Consider the following 19,617-nt stretch of genomic DNA (forward strand, 5'->3'; position numbering starts at 1 on the left):
TGAGGAGAAGAAATATGGGATCTTTTATTCAAAAAGAAATACTAGGTATGCAATGGATCTATAGTTGGGTAGGTCAACTTTTGAAACATATGGGTGTGGATATGCATACCCGCATGGGAGGATCTATTCAATTTTTTCTTTATGATGTGATCAAGATCACGATTCTATTGTGTGCATTGATCTTTCTAATTTCTTATATTCAAAGTTATTTTCCACCCGAACGCAGTAAAACGATCATGGGTCGTTTTCATGGCATTGGTGCCAATATCATGGGCGCCCTACTAGGGACAGTCACGCCTTTTTGTTCCTGTTCTTCCATTCCCATTTTTATGGGATTTACCAGTGCAGGGTTACCTTTGGGCGTTACGTTTTCGTTTTTGATTTCATCACCCATGGTCGATCTAGGCAGCTTGGTCTTGTTGATGAGCATTTTTGGCTATCGCATCGCCTTGGCTTATGTTGCAGTAGGTTTAATCATTGCGGTAGTCGGTGGGTGTGTGATTGAACGAGCGCATATGGAAGATCAAGTCGAAGATTTCATTCGTATGGCCTCATCCACCTCGATTGAATCCCCTACTTTGACCATACCGGATCGATTGGACTATGCCAAAGATCAAGTTGTTTCGACCTTTTGTAAGGTCTTTCCTTATATTTTGGTGGGAGTTGGCATAGGGGCATTGATCCATAATTGGATCCCAGAATTTATGATTGAACGCATACTTGGGAACACCAATCCGTTTGGTGTGATCCTGGCCACCTTTGTTGGGGTACCTATGTATGCCGATATTTTTGGGACCATTCCCGTTGCGGAAGCATTGTTATCAAAAGGCGCTTTATTGGGTACAGTATTGAGTTTCATGATGGCAGTTACCACATTGAGCTTGCCGTCATTGATCTTATTGCATAAGGCTATCAAACCCAAGTTGCTTGGATTGTTTATTGGCGTATGCGTGATTGGCATTCTTTTGGTTGGGTATGGATTCAATCTATGCCAAGGTCTGTTTATCTAGGAGGTTTATGTATGAATGCGATGGATGCAGCTGTTATTTGTAAGGCATTGGGAGATGCCCATCGAATCCAGATCGTGGAATTATTAGTCGATGGCGAATTGTGTGGATGCAAATTATTAGATCATTTTCAAATTACACAGCCTACGTTGTCCCACCATATGAAAGTATTATCCGAATGTGGTTTGGTTGTCAGTCGAAAGGAATGGAAGAATACGTATTATTCGTTAAATTGTGAGACGTTGATGGCATTTCGAGCCTATATCGATCATTTGAATTGCACTTGTAAGGAGGATAAGACAGATGAAATCAAAGGAAGGAATTAGTTTTTTTCAAACCTATTTATCTGTATGGGTATTCTTATGTATGGTTGCCGGTGTCTTGATTGGTCATTTTTTACCCATCATTCCCAATGTATTAGGAAGATTACAGATTGCGGGTATTTCCATGCCCATTGCGATCTTAATTTGGATCATGATCTATCCCATGATGATCAAAGTCGATTTTCAACGGATCAAAGAAGTAGGGAAACATCCCAAAGGCATTTTAATCACATGGATCACCAACTGGTTGATCAAGCCATTTACTATGTATGGTTTGGCCTATGTGTTTCTCTTTGTGGTTTTCAAACATTGGATCACGCCGGACTTGGCTCGACAATATCTAGCTGGCGCTGTATTATTGGGAGCAGCCCCTTGTACGGCCATGGTCTTTGTATGGAGCACATTGACACATGGAGATCCTGCCTATACGGTCGTCCAAGTCGCAACCAATGATTTGATCATCTTGATTGCGTTTGTTCCGATTGTGAAGTTTCTATTGGGTGTTTCCCATGTAACAGTTCCTTATAGTACTTTGTTTGTCAGTATCTTCTTATTCGTGGTAATTCCACTGATTGCTGGTATTTTAACGCGCATTTCAATGACAAAAAAGAAAGGGAAGGCCTATTTAGAAACAACCTTTATCCATCAATTTGATGGGGTGACAACCATCGGATTGTTGTTGACCTTAGTCTTGATTTTTGCTTCGCAAGCCCAAGTCATTGTTTCCAATCCCTTACATATTGTTTTGATTGCGGTGCCATTGATCATCCAGACCTTCTTGATCTTTGGGATTGCGTATGGAACAAGTTATATGGCCCATTTGCCTTTTGCGATTGCGGCACCTGCTGGTCTAATTGGTGCATCCAATTTTTTTGAATTAGCGGTAGCTGTTGCGATTGCTTTATTTGGAACGACCAGTCCAGCGGCACTGGCAACAACGGTTGGTGTATTGACCGAAGTACCCGTAATGTTGACTTTAGTGAAAATGGCGAATCATACCCAATATAGATTTCAAAAAGGAGGAGAATGAGATGAATATTAAAGTATTAGGTGGCGGTTGTAGTAAATGTGAGACCTTATTAAAAAATGTGAAAGAAGCGGTCGCAAATAAACAGATTGATGCAAAAATCGAATATATTACGGACTTTTCAATCATTGCGAGCTTAGGCATTCTCCAAACGCCAGCTTTGATGATTGATGACAAAGTTGTGGCGACTGGACGCGTATTGAAACCCAAACAGATTGAGAAGTTTTTATGAAAAAGTGGAAGGTAGGCTTTATTTGTACGCATAATTCGTGTCGCAGCCAGATTGCGGAAGCATTCGGTAAAGAATTGGCAAGTGATGTATTTGAGAGTTATTCGGCAGGAACACAAATCAAAGATCAAATCAATCCTGATGCCGTACGCATTCTAAAAGCGAAATATGGCATGGATATGATTGCCAATGGTCAATACAATAAGACATTGGATCAATTGCCAAAGTTGGATGTTGTCATTACGATGGGATGTGGGGTGCAATGCCCAATGATAGATTGTACGTATCGAGAAGACTGGGGATTACAAGATCCCACAGGCGAATCGGATGCCGTATTTATCCAAGTCATTGAAGAAATTGAGACACGAATTCGATCATTAAAACAACGATTGACAAAGGATGAGTTATGCATGTTGTAGAAGCAAAATCGCTTTTGACCAAATGGAATGCGATCAATATTTATCGTGGATGTACACATGGTTGTATTTATTGTGATAGTCGAAGTGCCTGTTATCATTTTGATCATGCGTTTGAAGATGTGGAAGTGAAACAAAATGCCCCTGTATTGTTGGAACAGATCTTAAAAACCAAACGAAAAAAGATCATGATCAGTACCGGCTCCATGAGCGATCCCTATCAACCCATCGAAAAGAAATGGGAACTGACCAGAACATGTTTACAATTGATCGATCGATATGGTTTTGGCGCTACTCTCATCACCAAGTCCGATCTTGTACTCCGTGATCTGGATTTATTGGCGCATATTCATCACCAAGCCAAAGCCGTGGTTCAAATGTCATTAACATGTGCTTCGGATACGATGAGCCATATTTTAGAACCGCATGTGTGTACAAGTCGACGTCGATACGAAGTCTTAAAAGCTTGTCAAGCACGCGGCATTCCAACAATCGTATGGTTAACACCTGTTTTACCCTATTTAACCGATACACGACAAAATTTGAAACAAATATTAGATTGGTGTATAGATGCGGATGTCAAAGGCATCCTATGTTTTCATGCGGGAATGACCTTAAGAAAAGGGAGTCGAGATTATTACTATCAAATGTTGGATGCTTCTTTTCCTGGTTTGAAACAACGCTATGAAAAAGTCTATGGAAATGCGTATGAAGTCATGAGTCAACACAACAAAGAATGGATGCAGCTTTTTCATTCAACGTGTCAAGCGGCGGGAATCATGGATGATCCTGAAGAAATTTTTCATTATACATCCACATTGGATCCGTCCTATGAACCATTAACTTTATTTTGATATAGATGGAAAGCGATGATAAAAATATGAAAACGATTTTTTTTGATTTAGATGACACATTATTGGATGTGCATAGCAAACAAATCGATCCTTCTTCAATGGAAATATTACAAGCCCTCAACGCAAAAGGTTATCGATTAGGCATTGCTTCCAGTCGTCCATTGGAAAGAATAATGGGGATTCCACATATCAATGAAATAAATTGGGATGGCTATGTAACGACCAATGGGGTGGAAGTCTATGATCAAAATTTATGTCATTTGGAAGATCATTCCTTCCAACAAGAAGATCTGGACGCGATATTTGCGTTTGGTCAAAAATACCAGATTCCTATTTTTTCTGTAGGACAAATCGAAATGTTGACAGGCATCGATCCTACTGTTCGTTTATTCATGAAAAAATACGATGTGGTTGATTATCAATGTAAACCCTATGAAGGCGAAAAACAAAAGTTGATCACATATATTACAACGGATGTAGAAACGGTCTATCAAAAGTTAAAAGAAGAATTTCCACTCTATCATAGTGTGAAAGGAGGTCCTTTCAATATTGATATTTTTCCAAAAGGCTATTCAAAATTGACCGGTATCCATACTTTGATGCAACATTGGAAGCAACCAAGAAATGATTTTATGGCATTTGGTGATTCGTATTCCGATATATGTACGATCCAAGCAGCCAAGATCGGCGTGGCCATGTATCATGCATTGGAACCCGTAAAAGCTGTAGCTGATTATATTTGTCCCGAAGATCGTCCCGATGCCATAGCACAAACCATCCATCATTTTGGCCTTTTATAAAAGGCCTTTTTTACTTCATGATTCCAATAAGAAAACCAACTTTAAGTGGATCCATGGACTATCGTTGTAAACGAATTGATCTTTGTGCTATTCTCAAAATCAGCGATTGAAAAGTATCCTATGGAAATAAAAAAGAAGACTTTGCGATGGTACGGATAATTGGTGCCAATTTAGAAACAGTAAAGGGTATCATGGGATCATGAAGAATCTGGGTAGAATCAATTTTTTAGCTTTTGAAAATTGTTGTGAGATCCAAAAGCTTTAAAGACATTCATTGGGCAAACAATTATTGATGTTTGTGATGAAACAAGTCCATAAAACACACAATACATGTTGGGATATTGAAACGAATGGCCAATTCCTTTCTATCAACGATAGGGATTTAAAAAACAAAAGGAGTTGGTTATAGTACGGTGAATCGCTTTTTCATAAAGAATTTTTCATGCATGAGTCAATTGTGAACAGATTGTTTCATTTCGATCTGTATACAGACTGCCTTTTTCCCATATGAAATCAAGATCATGATGGATGGAAAAGTCTTCCAAGGGAATTTCTTTTAGGATGCCGGCTTGTATTTGTTTTTGTGCGGCCATGCGATATAAAAAGGAAATACCACAATCTTCGCACAATAAATCAATGATGGTATGCATGTTTTCTACTTCAATATAATGATGAAAATCTTCCATATGCATGCCACGTATGGCTAGATAGCGTTCCAGTATATTGCGTGTACCAGACCCTTTTTCACGAAGCAAGATGCGTTCTTCGATAAGATCTTCGATGGTATGAGGGGTGGCATTTTTAAATACATGTGAGGTCGCACAAACAGGAATATAGGCCTCGGTTCGATAGTGCTTGTGGACATACATATCTTTTGGATAGTAGCCTTCTACTAATGCCATTTGGATGCTTCCTTCTTTTAATTGTTCTAAGAGTTGGGCCGTATTTCCAAAATGGAGATGTAAGTTGAGGTGTGGCTGTTGTTTGAGCAAGGTGGTCAGAGGTTTGATGATGGCATATTCACCAACGGTCATGGTCACACCCAATGAGAATTGTTCTGTTTCTTGTTGGGGTGCGTGCAATTCAGCTTGTAGTTGTGTTTCATCATTTGTCAGGGTACGAAGTCGCTGATAGAGTAATTTTCCCGCTGCCGTCAATTCTAATTTTCGATTTTGATAATGAAAAAGCTGCACTTGATAATAAGTTTCTACATAGCGAATGTGAGCCGATACTGCTGGCTGCGTGATATGTAATTGTTGTGCCGCTTTGGTGTAATTTAAAGTTTGGCAAACACAAAGAAACGTACGAACACGAAAGTCAAGCATTTTGTGATCCTCCTTTCTTTTACCATATAACGATAAAAATAAATTATCAATGAATAATAATTTATAATTTTACATATTGGATAGGAACTTCTATAATCAAACCAATCGAGAGAGGTATTTGGATGAAGAAACAGAAATATGGTGTATTGTTGTGTCTTGTGATTGCGATTCCGTCATGGATCATTGGTATGCATTTTCCCGTGATTGGTGGTGCTGTAATTGGCATCCTAGCAGGAATGCTCATTACGATGTTTTGGAAGGACAAAGGCAAGGCCCAAAGTGGCATTAGCTGGACCGCAAAATATGTATTACAAGCGGCTGTTGTCTTATTAGGATTTGGAATGGATCTAGGAGTGATTGCACAAACTGGGCGGCAATCATTACCTATCATTGTTTGTACCATTTCAACGTCTTTAGGCATTGCTTGGTTGTTGCACAAAAAGATGCATATTTCTGGAAATATTGCGACTTTGGTTGGGGTAGGTTCTTCCATTTGTGGTGGATCGGCGATTGCGGCGACAGCACCCGTTGTGGGGGCAGACGACGAAGAAGTAGCCCAAGCTATTTCGGTCATTTTCTTCTTTAATGTGATGGCTGCCATATTCTTTCCTTTGTTGGGTCAGGCGCTTGGTTTTCATACAACGAGCGGGGAAGCCTTTGGCATCTTTGCGGGGACGGCCATCAATGATACCTCTTCGGTAACAGCGGCCGCAGCAACTTGGGATAGTATGTGGCATCTGGGCAGTGCGACTTTGGATAAGGCGGTAACAGTCAAACTAACGCGGACATTAGCCATCATTCCAATCACATTGGTGCTTGCCGCAAAACAGAGTGGTGCCAAAAACAAAGGGGAAGGATTTCGGTTTCGCAAAGTTTTTCCTTTATTCATTCTCTATTTTATTTTGGCGGCCATTTTTACAACGATTTGTGTACATGCAGGTGTACAAGCAGAAGTGTTTATGCCATTGAAAACGATATCCAAATTCTTTATTGTGATGGCCATGGTGGCCATTGGCTTAAATAGTGATATTGTGAAATTGATTCGTACCGGAGGAAAACCTCTCTTGATTGGTGCATCCTGTTGGGTGGGGATTACGCTAGTCAGTTTAGCCATGCAACATATGATGAATATTTGGTAAGACGGATGTTACAAATCCGTCTTTTTTTCGTTTATATATGAGCAACATTTGATGATAAAATCTTTAATAGAAGTAAACCTTGTATAAAAAGTTGATGTGTGGGTAGAAATCTACTGAATCTGAATCAAACGTCTTCAATTCTTGCAGAGCAATTGTTGTGAAAGACCATTTTGGTTTGAATGGAATGAGGAGAGTAACAACGAGAGAATCGAAAAGATAAGGTCATCGATAATAAATAGGGTCCTAAATGGTTGGAATTTGTCATCTTGTCTAAATGGTAAGAATCTTTGATTTACTGTAATGTTGTATTTGAGGACGGTGGAAAAGAATACTGTTACCAGGCGGATGAAGAACAGGATAAAAAGCTTCCTTCATTTGATAAAACGCTTTACTTGGTTCGCATCGTCCACTTTAAAACTGGATATTGACGGCATGTTTTCACCAAAGACCACAAATCAAATATGGATGTTTCGAAAGAAATTTACAGACCAGTCTATTTTTGACCGTACGGATATCATGGCTACATTGGGTAAAAAGTGTCCAGAGCATCGGAGTTGGTGAAAGAAATGCGAGAGAACAATTTAATTGAATCGGTTTTGGAATTTGGAAAGGGAAGTATCGATTCAAATCGTGAAAGCGGGATAACCAGCACAATTGCGTTCATCATAGAAAACCAAGCCAAGATATGTTAATTTAGGAATGAAAGAAAAAGGGAGGTTCTATGCTCAAAATCCTATTTGTCTGTCATGGCAATATCTGTCGAAGCCCGATGGCTGAATTTATCATGAAGGATCTATGTCGAAAACAGGGATATACCATGGAAGTGGACTCGGTTGCGGCTACCTATGAAGAAATCGGGAATGATATGTATTATCCTGCTCGTTCAAAATTAAAAGAGAAGGGGATCCCATTTTCTAAAAGGCAGGCACGCATCTTAACCAAATCGGACTATCAAAAATTTGATCATATCTATTATATGGATGCGGAAAATCGACGGGATATCTTGCGAATTCTTGGCTCGGATCCACAACACAAAGTTCAACGCTTATTACCCGATCGCGATGTATCTGATCCCTGGTGGACGGATGACTTTGAGACGGCGTATCAAGATATATGGGAAGGATGCATCTATCGTTTGAAACAATTGGCACAAATGATTGATGCATATGAGTAACAATTAATGGTAAACCTCGATATAATGAAATCAATCATATAGAAAAGGAGGTTTATTATGAATAACCGAAAAGTAGTCGTTGTGGGTGGTGGCGTTTTAGGTTCACAAATTGCCTTTCAAGCAGCTTATCAAGGATTTGATGTCACATTCTGGTTACGTATGGAAAGTTCCAAAACGCGCACGCAGCCAAAATTGAATCGATTGAAATCCATTTATTTGTCCTCTTTGGAAGCGTTGAAACCGTATTGTGGAACGGATTATCCGTATTATCCCCATGGATTGGTAGCTGATCTTTCACAAACCAGTGTTGCGGATATCGAAGCTAAACAAGCCCAAGTCGAAAAAGCCTATGCTTCCATTGTCTTAGAATTGGATATGGCAAAGGCATGTAAAGATGCTATGATCGTTATTGAAGCGATGGCGGAAGACTTTCAAGCAAAATGCGATATCTATCAAAAATTATCACAATATTTAGAGCCAGATACGATCCTGGCCAGCAATTCATCGACCATGGTACCCAGTCAATTTGTCGATCATATCAAACGGCCCGAACGTTATTTGGCGATGCATTTTGCCAATGAGATCTGGAAATACAATATTGTTGAGATCATGGGACATTCCCATACCGATCCTCATGTATTTGAACAAGCAGTTGCGTTTGGTAAGGAAATTGGTATGGAACCCATTTGCTTACAGAAAGAACAACCTGGCTATGTGCTGAATTCCTTGTTGGTGCCATTCTTAAATGCCGCTTTGAATTTATATGCCAACGGCATTGCCGATGCGCCAACCATCGATAAGACATGGCGCAAAGCGACAGGAGCTCCATACGGACCGATGCAGATCTTAGATATTGTGGGACTTCAAACGGCTTATAATATTGCTCGAATGAATCCAGCTATGAAAAAAGTGGCCGATATGTTGAAATCCTATATCGACCAAGGAAAGACTGGTGTACAAGCCAAAGCTGGATTTTATTCATACGAGTAGTGTATGGATAAAATACGAATGAATCGTTGGATCTTGTGTAAGTTCAGGATGAAACGACAAGGCTACTTGATTGTGATACTGAACGGCAACGATATGATCTTCTATTTTCGATAAAATTTGCACATCGGGATCGACCTGTGTAAAAAAAGGTGCCCGAATAAAAATCATCTCAACGGCCGTGGACAAAAAAGTACCACGGCTTTTAAAACTATGACTTTGTCGTCCAAATGCATTGCGGCGAATGGTAACTGGCAAAGTTTGCAGATAGACTTCTTGTTGATCTTCAATTTCTTGGGATAATAAGATGCTTCCCGCACAAGTGGCCAATGTAGGCAAGCCCTGTTCAATCTTTTCTTTTAACGGTTGTAGAAGATCTTCTGTTTCTAAAAGACTTCCTTGGGTGGTGCTTTCGCCACCGGGTAAAATGATGCCATTTATTTGGTTTAAGTCTTCTTTGTGCTTGATTTCTAAAGGACGAACACCCAATTGTTTCAATATCTTTTCATGCTCGATAAAAGCACCTTGTAACGCTAAGACACCAACTGTTTTCATTGTCCTCTTTCCTCCATGATCAGTTCAATTTCATCGGCATTGATACCAACCATCGCAGGACCAAGATCTTTGGATAATTCCGCAAGTACATTTGGTTCGTTATAATGGGTCACTGCTTGCACAATGGCTTTGGCACGTTTGGCCGGATTGCCAGAAGCAAAGATACCCGATCCCACAAATACGCCTTCGGCACCCAATTGCATCATCAAAGCGGCATCCGCTGGAGTGGCAACACCACCTGCCGCAAAATTCACGACGGGTAATTGGGCATGTGCATGGACATATTGCAGCAATGGATAGGATACTTGCAGTTGTTTGGCCAAATCAAATAATTCATCGGCTCGTTTGCTGACAACTTGTTGGATCTGTGCCTGCATTTTGCGCATATGACGCACGGCTTGGATCACATCTCCTGTCCCCGGTTCGCCTTTGGTACGGATCATGGCAGCCCCTTCTTCGATGCGACGTAATGCCTCCCCTAGATCTCTGGCACCACATACAAAAGGAACCTGAAATTGGGTCTTATCAATATGATAGGTATCATCCGCTGGACTCAAGACTTCGGACTCATCGATATAATCGATATCCAATGCCTGCAAGATCTGGGCTTCGGCTATATGACCAATGCGACACTTGGCCATCACCGGAATGGATACCGCTTGTTGAATGCCTTGAATCATTTTGGGATCGCTCATTCGCGATACACCACCAGCTGCACGAATATCGGCGGGAATGCGTTCCAACGCCATAACGGCACAAGCCCCAGCCTCTTGAGCAATCTTGGCTTGTTCAGGTGTCGTGACATCCATGATGACACCACCCTTCAACATCTGTGCGAGTCCACGATTGATTGTTTCATTCATTTCTTTCTGCCTCCTTGTTTGTTCATGTTTCTCATGGTACTATCATTCTGGATATATAAAAATACCCAAAATATAAATATTTTAAGATACCAGATAGGAGATAAATATGCTGACTTATGATCTCAAACAATCTAACCTGCCATTTTATATGCAAATCTATCAATGCATCAAAAAGGATATTGTAGAAGGAAAACTTCAACCCCATGAAAAACTACCATCCAAACGATCCTTTGCCCGTCAACAAGGTCTTAGTACCATTACGATTCAAAATGCATATGACCAGTTGATCAGTGAAGGCTTTGTTTACACCCAACCGAAACGAGGCTATTTTGTGGCACCCATTCCAAATATCCCACATGCCAGTCCAGTTTCGTTGGACTATCATCTTGTGGATCCATCTCCTGTTTATAAAATCGATCTATCTGGTAATGGCACCATGCATTTTCCCATGTCCAATTGGGCTAAACTGTCTCGTCGCATCTTCTATGAACAATCCGATTCCATACTGAAACGTTCAGAAAGTGCCGGTACACTTATTTTACGAAAGGCAATTGCTTCGCATCTACAATCGTTTCGCAATATGATGGTCGATCCCAATCAAATCATTGTTGGTGCGGGAACGGAATATCTTTATGGCTTGTTGATCCAATTATTGGGAAGAAATCAAACCGTTTGTTTGGAAGATCCCGCCTATCCTCGCTTATCGCAGATCTATCAAAAACAAGATGTTTCGATCTGTTATGCCGGTTTGGATGAACAAGGCCTATCCATGGAACAACTACAGAAGACAAAAGCCAATATTGTGCATATTTCGCCTAACCATCAATTTCCAACGGGTATCCGTATGCCCACACCTCGACGTTATGAAATCTTGGCCTGGGCCAATCAGCGATCCCATCGCTACATCATTGAAGACGATTATGATAGTGAATTTCGCCGTCATGGCAAACCATTGCCTACCTTATTCAGTATGGACGAAAGTGATCGCGTCATTTATATGAATACGTTTTCGCAATCCTTGAGTCCGACCATTCGCATCAGCTATATGGTTTTACCACTCTCTTTAGCCAAACGGTATTATCAAGAATTATCCTTTTATGCCTGTACGGTATCCAATTTTGAACAGTATACCCTTGCCGCTTTTTTAAACGAAGGCTATTTTGAAAAACACATCAATCGCATGCGGTTGTATTATGGTCGCTTACGCAAACAAATCATGGCCACCATCAAACAATCATCGTTACCAGTCACCATCATTGAAAATGAATCCGGTTTGCACTTTCTCTTACAACTGAAAACCCATCTTTCCGATGCCCAGATCATAAAACGGATGCATGCAGCTTCCATTCAGATCCATGCGTTATCTTCGTATTATCGACATCCGCAAGATCGGCATACCTTTTTGGTCAACTATTCCCAATTGACCCCGGAAAAGATGCAGAAAGTGTGTGATGTATTTCGTTACATTATTTCTGAAAATAATTCTTGAAAATCATTGAAAATATGTTACGATATTTTCACAAAGAAACCGATGAGGCGGAGATCAAACGAAAAGATGTGCCAAAGCGAGTCTGGGACGGTGCAAGCCAGATGGTAACAATTTCGCAAATGGACCGCTGAGGGCATAGTCAAAAGCAATGCTGAGTATTCTATGACGTAGGATCGGCGTCAACGATCAAGAATCTGTTGGGATTCTCTAAGTGTACAGGTGATAACTTGTAAAACAAGGTGGCACCGCGGGTCTATTCACTCGTCCTTGATAGTATTTTACTGTCGGACGAGTTTTTTTATTAGGAGGTAAAAACCTATGTATCCTAGCTTTGCACAAATCCAATCGTATGCGAAAACCTATCGACGCGTACCCTTATGCACCGAAATGTTCGCAGACATGTATACCCCAGTCCAAGTGCTTCAGATCTTGCGAAACGTATCGAAGCACACCTATGTATTAGAAAGTGCAAGTCAAGATCAACAATGGGGTCGCTACTCTTTCTTAGGGTATGATCCCACCATGGAAATCACATGTACCGATGGAAACATGCATGTACGCTCCCTAGATGGAACGGTGAATGAGCAATTTCACACGGCACATCCCAAAAATGAACTAAGAAAGATCATGCAACGCTATACCAGTCCCAGAATGGAAGGCATTCCTCCATTTAGTGGTGGATTGGTTGGATATTTCAGTTATGACTATATCAAATACAGTGAACCTAAATTAAAACTTCATCATCACGATATGGACTTTAAAGATATGGACGTCATGTTGTTTGATTCTGTCATCTGTTTTGACCACTACAAACAAAAAATCATTTTGATGACCGGCGTCTTTACCGATGATCTAGAAGCTTCCTATCAAAAAGCCAAAGAAAAATTGGAAGCTATGAAAGCCCTATTGAAAAAAGGTGACAAAAAACAATTTGCACCCATTCATTTGGAAGAAGACATTCATGGCGAATGTACCGAACGTGAATTTGAAGACATGGTCAATACCGCTAAACATTATATTCATGAAGGCGATATCTTCCAGGTCGTACTTTCCAATCCGATGCGTGCCAAAGCAACCGGATCCTTGTTTGATACCTTCCGGGTCTTGCGAACATCCAATCCCAGTCCTTACATGTTCTATTTCTCCAGTGAAGATATGGAAATGGCAGGAGCTAGTCCAGAGACTCTGGCTAAATTAGAAAACGATACCTTATTTACTTTCCCATTGGCCGGAACGACCGTAAGAGGAAAGACACCTGCTGAAGATAAAGCTTTGGAACAAGCCCTATTATCCAATGAAAAAGAACGAGCCGAACACAATATGTTGGTAGATCTTGGTCGTAATGATATTGGCCGCATTGCCAAGGTAGGCAGTGTATCGGTTGATAAATACATGGCCATTGAACGATTCAGTCAAGTCATGCATATTGGCTCCACTGTAACCGGTACGATTCGTGAAGATCTGGATGCACTAGATGCGTTAGATTCTATCTTGCCAGCCGGAACATTATCCGGGGCACCAAAATTTAGAGCCTGTGAGATCATTGATGAATTGGAACATTCCAAACGAGGCATCTATGGAGGCGCCATTGGCTACATTGATTTTACCGGTAACTTAGATACATGCATCGCCATTCGTTTGGTGTATAAAAAAGATGATGAAATTTGTATTCGCTCAGGCGCTGGTATTGTTGCTGATAGTATTCCCGAAAAGGAATATCAAGAATGTCAAAATAAAGCGAAAGCTGTTGTCCAAGCGATTCAACAAGCACAGGAGGGATTTGAATGATTTTATTGATCGATAATTATGATAGTTTTTCCTACAATGTGTATCAATGGATCGGAACGGAATATCCCGATATCTACGTGGCCCGAAACGATGAAATCACAATCGAAGAAGTCAGAGACTTACAACCCGATGCCATTGTGTTATCACCAGGTCCGAAACGACCCGAAGATGCCGGTATCTGTATCGATTTGATTCGAACCTTTTATAAAGAGATTCCCATTCTTGGAATTTGTTTAGGACATCAATCGATTGCCCAAGCCTTTGGCGCAACTATTACCTATGCCAAACAACTCATGCATGGGAAACAAGATACCATTCATGTGATCAAAACCGATCCCATTTTTGGTGGCTTGACCGATTTTCCAGCGGCTCGATATCACAGCTTATCCATACAAGAAGATACCTTACCGAAAGAATTGGAAGTCTTAGCGAAAAGTGATGACGATGAGATCATGGCTATTAAACACACCAAATATCCCGTTTACGGATTTCAATTTCATCCCGAAAGTGTTATGACACCGGATGGACCGATATTTATCAAACAGTTTATTTCAATGATGGGAGGACAAACAAAATGATCAAAGAAGCGATTGAAAAAATTGTACGAAAAGAAGATTTAACCTATGACGAAGCCTATACCGTTATGAATGAGATCATGTCAGGGGAAACATCACAAGTTCAAAATGCGGCTTTCTTAGCAGCTTTATCGACTAAAAGTGCTCATATGGAAACGATTGATGAGATTAGTGGTTGTGCCCAAGCGATGCGTGAAAAAGCCATTCCATTCGATCGTGGCGATATGGATGTGATGGATATTGTCGGAACTGGTGGAGATGGGGCACATAGTTTTAATGTATCCACGACAGCTGCCCTGGTCTTAGCTAGTGGTGGTGTCAAAGTTGCCAAACACGGCAATCGAGCAGCGAGTTCCTTATCCGGTACCGCCGATTGTCTAGAAGCATTGGGTGTCAATATCAATCAAGATCCAGAAAAAGCCAAAGAATTATTAGAAAAAGTAGGTATGTGTTTCTTCTTTGCACAAAAATATCATACCTCTATGAAATATGTCGGTGCGATTCGTAAAGAATTAGGCTTTCGTACCGTATTCAATATCTTAGGTCCATTGACCAATCCAAGCAAACCAAACTATTTCTTATTGGGTGTATACGATCAATATTTAGTTGAACCCGTTGCGAAAGTCTTGACCAAGTTAGGCGTTGAACGCGGCTTTGTCGTTTATGGTATGGATAAATTGGATGAAATCAGTATTTCCGCACCGACTTTGGTTTGTGAAATTCGCGATGGCTTCTATCGTACGAGTACGATCACACCGGAACAATTTGGCTTCCAACGCGCATCAAAAGAAGACATTGTCGGTGGTACACCAGTTGAAAATGCGCAATTGACCAAGGATATCCTAGCAAATAAGATTCAAGGACCAAAACGAGATATTGTTTGTATGAATGCCGGACTTGGTTTCTATATCTATGGCAAAGCTGCTTCGATGGAAGAAGGTGTCCAATTGGCCAATCAGATTCTTACCGAGAAGAAAGGATTGGAAACATTAGAGAAATTGATTGAGGTTTCCAATGCCTGATATCTTAGAAACAATTGCTGCAGCGACAAGAAAACGAGTCGAAAAAGAAAAAGCCGAAGTTTCCCTTGATCAAGTTAAAGCCCAGGCCGAAGCCATGCCGATGGGAAATCATTCCTTTTATCAAGCCTTAGCCAAACCGGACATATCCTTTATTTGTGAGTGTAAACAAGCTTCTCCATCCAAAGGACAAATTGTGGATGTCTTTCCCTATGTAGACATTGCGAAAGACTATGAACAAGCCGGCGCCGATGCGATCTCGGTCTTGACCGAACCCCAATGGTTTAAAGGAAAATTAGATTATCTACAAGAAATCAGTTCGACTGTTTCTATTCCTTGTTTACGAAAAGATTTTACGATTGATCCGTATATGATTTATCAAGCCAAGATGTATGGGGCGAGTGCTGTTTTATTGATTGTATCCATTTTGGATCCGGATGAAATCAAAGCGTATTTCGAATTGGCAGAATCCTTAGGCATGGATGCATTGGTAGAATGTCATGATGAAAAGGAAGTAGAAATTGCGAAAGCGGTAGGAGCCAAGATCATTGGCGTCAACAACCGGAATTTACGCAACTTTTCCGTGGATTCGACCAATTGTTTACGATTGCGCCAACAAGTTGGCACCGATTGTTTATTTGTCGCTGAAAGCGGCGTCAAAAATCATGTGGATATTCAAAAATTAGAAGATGCCCAAGTCAATGCGGTATTGATTGGGGAAACCATGATGAAAGCACCCGATAAAAAAGCAATGTTGGAAAGGTTAAAGTATGGCCAAGATTAAAATATGTGGGTTACGTCGAGTCGAAGATATTGAAATGGTCAATACCTATAAGCCGGATTATGGTGGCTTTATCATTGACTTTCCCAAAAGCTTTCGTTCATTGGATATAGAAGAAGTAGAGAAACTCACCAAACAATTGGATCCAGATATCATTTCCGTTGGCGTGTTTGTGAATGAAGACAACGAAGTCATTCGTGATTTATTGACACGAAAAGTCATTCAAATGGCCCAGTTACATGGTCAGGAAACGGAAGCGGATATTCAATATCTCAAATCCTTTGGTCCCATCATCAAAGCCTTTGAGATCCATAATGAAGAGGATCTAGAAAAAGCCGCGCAAAGCAGTGCTGATTATGTATTATTAGATAGTGGCAAGGGAAGTGGCCAAACCTTTAATTGGCAAATGATCCAAGCCATGGATCGTGCCTTTTTTCTAGCCGGTGGATTGGATGAAACCAATATTGAACAAGCCATTCAAACGGTCCACCCTTATGCCATCGATATATCGAGTGGGGTAGAAACCAATCGAGTCAAAGATGCCAATAAAATACGAATGTGTGTACAGAAAGGAAGAAAACTATGAGTAAAGGACGATTTGGAATTCATGGAGGACAATATATTCCGGAAACCCTCATGAATGCCGTTATTGAATTAGAAGAAGCCTACAATAAATATAAAGATGATCCGGAATTCAATCAAGAACTGGAAACCTTGTTGAATGAATATGCCGGACGACCTTCGCGTTTGTATTATGCGAAACATATGACTGAAGATCTCGGTGGTGCCAAAGTGTATTTGAAACGAGAAGATCTCAATCATACCGGTGCCCATAAGATCAACAATTGTTTAGGTCAGTGTTTGTTGGCAAAGAAAATGGGAAAGACCCGTGTCATTGCCGAAACCGGTGCTGGTCAACATGGTGTCGCAACTGCAACCGTTGCTGCTTTGATGGGCATGGAATGTGAAATCTTTATGGGTGAAAAAGATACCGAACGACAGGCATTGAATGTCTATCGTATGGAATTATTGGGTGCCAAAGTCCATCCTGTTAAATCTGGAACCGGAACGTTAAAGGATGCCGTTAATGAAACTTTCCGTGATTGGACTTCACGCATTGATGATACGCATTATGTATTGGGTTCGGTCATGGGACCTCATCCATTCCCAACGATCGTGCGTGATTTTCAAGCGGTTATCTCCAAAGAAATCAAAGCACAGATGTTAGAAAAAGAAGGACGCTTACCAGATGCTGTCATTGCGTGTGTCGGTGGTGGATCCAATGCGATTGGTTCTTTCTATCATTTCATTGATGATCCACAAGTCCAATTGATTGGTTGTGAAGCAGCGGGTCGTGGTATCCATACCAAAGATACAGCAGCTACCATCGCAACCGGAAGTTTAGGTATTTTCCACGGTATGAAGTCGTATTTCTGTCAGGATAAATATGGTCAGATTGCACCGGTTTATTCCATCAGTGCTGGTCTGGATTATCCAGGTATTGGTCCGGAACATGCGATGTTGCATGATACCGGTCGAGCACAATATGTACCAATCACCGATGATGAAGCGGTTGATGCGTTTGAATATTTATCACGTACCGAAGGTATCATTCCAGCTATTGAGAGTGCACATGCCGTAGCGTATGCCAAAAAAATTGTACCTACGATGCCAAAAGATAAGATCGTTGTCATTACGATTTCAGGTCGTGGCGATAAAGACGTAGCAGCGATGGCACGTTATCGCGGAAAGGAGATTTATGAATAAAAATATAGAAAGAGCCTTTGATCATGGCAAAGCCTTCGTGGCTTTCGTGACTTGTGGCGATCCCGATTTAGATACAACGAAAAAAATCATTCTGGCCTTGGAAAGAGCTGGGTGTGATTTGATTGAATTGGGGATTCCATTCTCCGATCCAACGGCAGAAGGTCCAGTCATTCAGGAAGCCAATGAAAGAGCGTTATCCAATGGATGTACGACCGATGATGTTTTTGAAATGATCAAGGAAGTACGTAAAGAAACGTCCATTCCGATGGTTTTCATGACCTATGCCAATGTCGTATTCCATTACGGAACCGACAAATTCTGTCAAAAGATGATCGATGCCAATATGAGTGGTATGATCTTACCCGATGTACCGTATGAAGAAAAAGATGAATTTGAAACGGTATGTCATCAATATGGATTGGATTTTATCCGCATGATTGCACCAACCAGTCATGATCGTATCAAGATGATTGCCAATGATGCCCAAGGCTTCTTGTATTGTGTATCGAGTTTAGGCGTAACGGGAACGCGTAGTAAGATCACGACCAATGTCAATGAAATGGTCGATATCGTGCGTAGTGTGAGTGATATTCCTTGTGGTATTGGATTTGGAATTTCTACACCGGAACAAGCCAAAAAGATGACCGAAAAAGCGGATGCAGCCATTGTGGGTTCCGCTATCATCAAGATCATTGCGAAATATGGTAAAGAAGCACCGGATCATGTGGAAGCCTATGTGCGTTCGATGGTTGAAGCTATAAGGTAGAGAAGAAATTCTCTACCTTTTATTTTGCATCCTTTTTTTGATGCGTCGTTTTCCAAACTTCACAGTCGGAAAGAAAAATGAGAAGATGGGAAGCAATAAATAGAAGACCATGGCTTGTTTCGGAAAACGAGTGGCAAGGATGATCAAGACAATATTAATCAAAAGAATAAAGCGCATACGAATGAGAAACAAGCGATGAAATAATTCCATGTATTCACCAAATCGTTTTCGATGGGCGACATAAAATAAGAAAAGTTCCAGTAAAGAAATCACCAAATATAGACAGCCATAAAAGATGACAGATTGTTCGGATATCGAATACATGATCCATTTTGTGGTGACAGGAATCAAAGCTAAGAAGGCCAATAAGATAAAATCAGTAACTACGGTTCCATGATCAGCATCTGTAAATGTTAAAAAGGTTTGGTGAATGTCGTACCAAAAATCGGCGACCACAAAAAAGCTGATAAAAAATAATAGAATGCTGCGAATAAACATCGACATCGAAACATTAGCACTGGGATAGGGAAGTTCCAAGGCCATGATGGTGATATATATCGCAATGACACCATCATTGAATGTTTCAAGATGGGATTTGGTTTTTTTCGATAAAGTGGCACGGACTTCTTCGTAATATTCTCGCATCGATGGTTGATTATTTGCCATGATGAATACCTCTCTTTGTTTTCATCCTAAACAGGATCGATGGGAAAGTCAATCATGCACGATAAAG

The 19,617-nt window shown here is 40.7% G+C and carries 22 protein-coding genes; 18 read left to right on the plus strand and 4 right to left on the minus strand.

Annotation, left to right across the window (positions count from 1 at the left end; all coding sequences use genetic code 11):
• Positions 1 to 14 precede the first annotated feature (14 nt).
• The 7 genes from EDX97_RS00695 to EDX97_RS00725 are packed head-to-tail and all read left to right on the plus strand — an operon-like array spanning position 15 to position 4,656.
• On the plus strand, positions 15 to 1,010 hold the full coding sequence (locus tag EDX97_RS00695) for a permease (RefSeq protein ID WP_128519306.1): 996 nt from the start codon (positions 15 to 17) through the stop codon (positions 1,008 to 1,010).
• A gap of 11 nt (positions 1,011 to 1,021) precedes the next feature.
• Positions 1,022 to 1,333 carry an ArsR/SmtB family transcription factor gene (locus tag EDX97_RS00700; RefSeq protein ID WP_128519307.1) on the plus strand — a complete coding sequence of 104 codons (312 nt, stop codon included), beginning with the start codon at positions 1,022 to 1,024 and terminating at the stop codon, positions 1,331 to 1,333.
• Positions 1,311 to 2,360, plus strand: coding sequence for an ACR3 family arsenite efflux transporter (gene arsB, locus EDX97_RS00705; protein WP_128519308.1), 1,050 nt, complete (start codon positions 1,311 to 1,313; stop codon positions 2,358 to 2,360). Before EDX97_RS00700 ends, arsB begins: the two co-directional genes overlap by 23 nt.
• A 1-nt stretch (position 2,361) precedes the next feature.
• On the plus strand, positions 2,362 to 2,589 hold the full coding sequence (locus EDX97_RS00710) for a thioredoxin family protein (RefSeq protein WP_128519309.1): 228 nt from the start codon (positions 2,362 to 2,364) through the stop codon (positions 2,587 to 2,589).
• The gene (locus tag EDX97_RS00715; RefSeq protein WP_128519310.1) at positions 2,586 to 3,005 is read left to right on the plus strand and encodes an arsenate reductase ArsC; all 420 of its coding nucleotides are present in this window, start codon (positions 2,586 to 2,588) and stop codon (positions 3,003 to 3,005) included. Before EDX97_RS00710 ends, EDX97_RS00715 begins: the two co-directional genes overlap by 4 nt.
• Positions 2,993 to 3,856, plus strand: coding sequence for an SPL family radical SAM protein (locus EDX97_RS00720; protein WP_128519311.1), 864 nt, complete (start codon positions 2,993 to 2,995; stop codon positions 3,854 to 3,856). Before EDX97_RS00715 ends, EDX97_RS00720 begins: the two co-directional genes overlap by 13 nt.
• A 26-nt stretch (positions 3,857 to 3,882) precedes the next feature.
• Positions 3,883 to 4,656, plus strand: coding sequence for an HAD family hydrolase (locus tag EDX97_RS00725; protein WP_183164211.1), 774 nt, complete (start codon positions 3,883 to 3,885; stop codon positions 4,654 to 4,656).
• 440 nt (positions 4,657 to 5,096) lie between these two features.
• Here the strand turns inward: EDX97_RS00725 and EDX97_RS00730 are convergent, their stop codons facing one another.
• Positions 5,097 to 5,981: a LysR family transcriptional regulator gene (locus tag EDX97_RS00730; protein ID WP_128519313.1), complete on the minus strand. Its 885-nt coding sequence runs from the start codon at positions 5,979 to 5,981 to the stop codon at positions 5,097 to 5,099.
• Positions 5,982 to 6,103: 122 nt separating this feature from the next.
• Here EDX97_RS00730 and EDX97_RS00735 point away from each other — a divergent pair, with 122 nt between their 5' ends.
• The 3 genes from EDX97_RS00735 to EDX97_RS00750 all read left to right on the plus strand — a co-directional run bounded on the left by EDX97_RS00735 (position 6,104) and on the right by EDX97_RS00750 (position 9,284).
• The gene (locus tag EDX97_RS00735; protein WP_128519314.1) at positions 6,104 to 7,120 is read left to right on the plus strand and encodes a YeiH family protein; all 1,017 of its coding nucleotides are present in this window, start codon (positions 6,104 to 6,106) and stop codon (positions 7,118 to 7,120) included.
• 721 nt (positions 7,121 to 7,841) lie between these two features.
• Positions 7,842 to 8,294 carry a low molecular weight protein-tyrosine-phosphatase gene (locus EDX97_RS00745; protein WP_128519316.1) on the plus strand — a complete coding sequence of 151 codons (453 nt, stop codon included), beginning with the start codon at positions 7,842 to 7,844 and terminating at the stop codon, positions 8,292 to 8,294.
• 57 nt (positions 8,295 to 8,351) lie between these two features.
• The gene (locus tag EDX97_RS00750; RefSeq protein ID WP_128519317.1) at positions 8,352 to 9,284 is read left to right on the plus strand and encodes a 3-hydroxyacyl-CoA dehydrogenase; all 933 of its coding nucleotides are present in this window, start codon (positions 8,352 to 8,354) and stop codon (positions 9,282 to 9,284) included.
• On the opposite strand, the gene pdxT is transcribed toward EDX97_RS00750, so the two are convergent.
• Both pdxT and pdxS read right to left on the minus strand, forming a co-directional pair.
• The gene (gene pdxT, locus EDX97_RS00755) at positions 9,273 to 9,836 is read right to left on the minus strand and encodes a pyridoxal 5'-phosphate synthase glutaminase subunit PdxT (RefSeq protein ID WP_128519318.1); all 564 of its coding nucleotides are present in this window, start codon (positions 9,834 to 9,836) and stop codon (positions 9,273 to 9,275) included. The two genes, EDX97_RS00750 and pdxT, sit on opposite strands and share 12 nt — an antisense overlap.
• Positions 9,833 to 10,699 carry a pyridoxal 5'-phosphate synthase lyase subunit PdxS gene (pdxS, locus tag EDX97_RS00760; RefSeq protein WP_128519319.1) on the minus strand — a complete coding sequence of 289 codons (867 nt, stop codon included), beginning with the start codon at positions 10,697 to 10,699 and terminating at the stop codon, positions 9,833 to 9,835. Before pdxS ends, pdxT begins: the two co-directional genes overlap by 4 nt.
• 106 nt (positions 10,700 to 10,805) lie before the next feature.
• Between pdxS and pdxR the strand changes: the two genes are divergently transcribed.
• The 8 genes from pdxR to trpA all read left to right on the plus strand — a co-directional run bounded on the left by pdxR (position 10,806) and on the right by trpA (position 18,884).
• The gene (gene pdxR, locus EDX97_RS00765; RefSeq protein ID WP_128519320.1) at positions 10,806 to 12,188 is read left to right on the plus strand and encodes a MocR-like pyridoxine biosynthesis transcription factor PdxR; all 1,383 of its coding nucleotides are present in this window, start codon (positions 10,806 to 10,808) and stop codon (positions 12,186 to 12,188) included.
• A gap of 318 nt (positions 12,189 to 12,506) precedes the next feature.
• A complete protein-coding gene (gene trpE, locus EDX97_RS00770) occupies positions 12,507 to 13,976 on the plus strand; it encodes an anthranilate synthase component I (protein ID WP_128519321.1) in 1,470 nt (489 codons plus the stop codon).
• Positions 13,973 to 14,554, plus strand: a complete 582-nt coding sequence (locus EDX97_RS00775) for an anthranilate synthase component II (protein ID WP_128519322.1) — start codon at positions 13,973 to 13,975, stop codon at positions 14,552 to 14,554. Before trpE ends, EDX97_RS00775 begins: the two co-directional genes overlap by 4 nt.
• Positions 14,551 to 15,573, plus strand: coding sequence for an anthranilate phosphoribosyltransferase (gene trpD, locus EDX97_RS00780; RefSeq protein WP_128519323.1), 1,023 nt, complete (start codon positions 14,551 to 14,553; stop codon positions 15,571 to 15,573). The genes EDX97_RS00775 and trpD overlap by 4 nt, the downstream gene beginning before the upstream one ends.
• Entirely contained in the window at positions 15,566 to 16,354 is a 789-nt protein-coding gene (trpC, locus tag EDX97_RS00785; RefSeq protein ID WP_128519324.1) for an indole-3-glycerol phosphate synthase TrpC, read from the plus strand. The genes trpD and trpC overlap by 8 nt, the downstream gene beginning before the upstream one ends.
• Entirely contained in the window at positions 16,341 to 16,937 is a 597-nt protein-coding gene (locus EDX97_RS00790; RefSeq protein WP_128519325.1) for a phosphoribosylanthranilate isomerase, read from the plus strand. Before trpC ends, EDX97_RS00790 begins: the two co-directional genes overlap by 14 nt.
• Positions 16,934 to 18,118 (plus strand): tryptophan synthase subunit beta, encoded by a 1,185-nt coding sequence (gene trpB, locus EDX97_RS00795; protein ID WP_128519326.1) that lies wholly within the window; start codon positions 16,934 to 16,936, stop codon positions 18,116 to 18,118. Before EDX97_RS00790 ends, trpB begins: the two co-directional genes overlap by 4 nt.
• On the plus strand, positions 18,111 to 18,884 hold the full coding sequence (trpA, locus tag EDX97_RS00800; RefSeq protein ID WP_128519327.1) for a tryptophan synthase subunit alpha: 774 nt from the start codon (positions 18,111 to 18,113) through the stop codon (positions 18,882 to 18,884). Before trpB ends, trpA begins: the two co-directional genes overlap by 8 nt.
• A 12-nt stretch (positions 18,885 to 18,896) precedes the next feature.
• Here trpA and EDX97_RS00805 read toward each other — a convergent pair whose 3' ends face one another.
• Positions 18,897 to 19,550: a TMEM175 family protein gene (locus tag EDX97_RS00805; protein ID WP_128519328.1), complete on the minus strand. Its 654-nt coding sequence runs from the start codon at positions 19,548 to 19,550 to the stop codon at positions 18,897 to 18,899.
• Between the last annotated feature and the right edge of the window lie 67 nt (positions 19,551 to 19,617).

Origin of the sequence: Absicoccus porci, assembly GCF_003725415.1 — a bacterium.
Classification (GTDB): Bacteria; Bacillota_I; Bacilli_A; order Erysipelotrichales; family Erysipelotrichaceae; genus Absicoccus; species Absicoccus porci.

Excerpts from the sequence above, each read along its gene's own strand:
- EDX97_RS00695 (WP_128519306.1), top strand. The coding sequence starts at position 15 with ATGGGATCTTTTATTCAAAAAGAAATACTAGGTATGCAATGGATCTAT.
- EDX97_RS00700 (WP_128519307.1), top strand. The coding sequence starts at position 1,022 with ATGAATGCGATGGATGCAGCTGTTATTTGTAAGGCATTGGGAGATGCC.
- arsB (WP_128519308.1), top strand. The coding sequence starts at position 1,311 with ATGAAATCAAAGGAAGGAATTAGTTTTTTTCAAACCTATTTATCTGTA.
- EDX97_RS00710 (WP_128519309.1), top strand. The coding sequence starts at position 2,362 with ATGAATATTAAAGTATTAGGTGGCGGTTGTAGTAAATGTGAGACCTTA.
- EDX97_RS00715 (WP_128519310.1), top strand. The coding sequence starts at position 2,586 with ATGAAAAAGTGGAAGGTAGGCTTTATTTGTACGCATAATTCGTGTCGC.
- EDX97_RS00720 (WP_128519311.1), top strand. The coding sequence starts at position 2,993 with ATGCATGTTGTAGAAGCAAAATCGCTTTTGACCAAATGGAATGCGATC.
- EDX97_RS00725 (WP_183164211.1), top strand. The coding sequence starts at position 3,883 with ATGAAAACGATTTTTTTTGATTTAGATGACACATTATTGGATGTGCAT.
- EDX97_RS00730 (WP_128519313.1), bottom strand. The coding sequence starts at position 5,981 with ATGCTTGACTTTCGTGTTCGTACGTTTCTTTGTGTTTGCCAAACTTTA.
- EDX97_RS00735 (WP_128519314.1), top strand. The coding sequence starts at position 6,104 with ATGAAGAAACAGAAATATGGTGTATTGTTGTGTCTTGTGATTGCGATT.
- EDX97_RS00745 (WP_128519316.1), top strand. The coding sequence starts at position 7,842 with ATGCTCAAAATCCTATTTGTCTGTCATGGCAATATCTGTCGAAGCCCG.
- EDX97_RS00750 (WP_128519317.1), top strand. The coding sequence starts at position 8,352 with ATGAATAACCGAAAAGTAGTCGTTGTGGGTGGTGGCGTTTTAGGTTCA.
- pdxT (WP_128519318.1), bottom strand. The coding sequence starts at position 9,836 with ATGAAAACAGTTGGTGTCTTAGCGTTACAAGGTGCTTTTATCGAGCAT.
- pdxS (WP_128519319.1), bottom strand. The coding sequence starts at position 10,699 with ATGAATGAAACAATCAATCGTGGACTCGCACAGATGTTGAAGGGTGGT.
- pdxR (WP_128519320.1), top strand. The coding sequence starts at position 10,806 with ATGCTGACTTATGATCTCAAACAATCTAACCTGCCATTTTATATGCAA.
- trpE (WP_128519321.1), top strand. The coding sequence starts at position 12,507 with ATGTATCCTAGCTTTGCACAAATCCAATCGTATGCGAAAACCTATCGA.
- EDX97_RS00775 (WP_128519322.1), top strand. The coding sequence starts at position 13,973 with ATGATTTTATTGATCGATAATTATGATAGTTTTTCCTACAATGTGTAT.
- trpD (WP_128519323.1), top strand. The coding sequence starts at position 14,551 with ATGATCAAAGAAGCGATTGAAAAAATTGTACGAAAAGAAGATTTAACC.
- trpC (WP_128519324.1), top strand. The coding sequence starts at position 15,566 with ATGCCTGATATCTTAGAAACAATTGCTGCAGCGACAAGAAAACGAGTC.
- EDX97_RS00790 (WP_128519325.1), top strand. The coding sequence starts at position 16,341 with ATGGCCAAGATTAAAATATGTGGGTTACGTCGAGTCGAAGATATTGAA.
- trpB (WP_128519326.1), top strand. The coding sequence starts at position 16,934 with ATGAGTAAAGGACGATTTGGAATTCATGGAGGACAATATATTCCGGAA.
- trpA (WP_128519327.1), top strand. The coding sequence starts at position 18,111 with ATGAATAAAAATATAGAAAGAGCCTTTGATCATGGCAAAGCCTTCGTG.
- EDX97_RS00805 (WP_128519328.1), bottom strand. The coding sequence starts at position 19,550 with ATGGCAAATAATCAACCATCGATGCGAGAATATTACGAAGAAGTCCGT.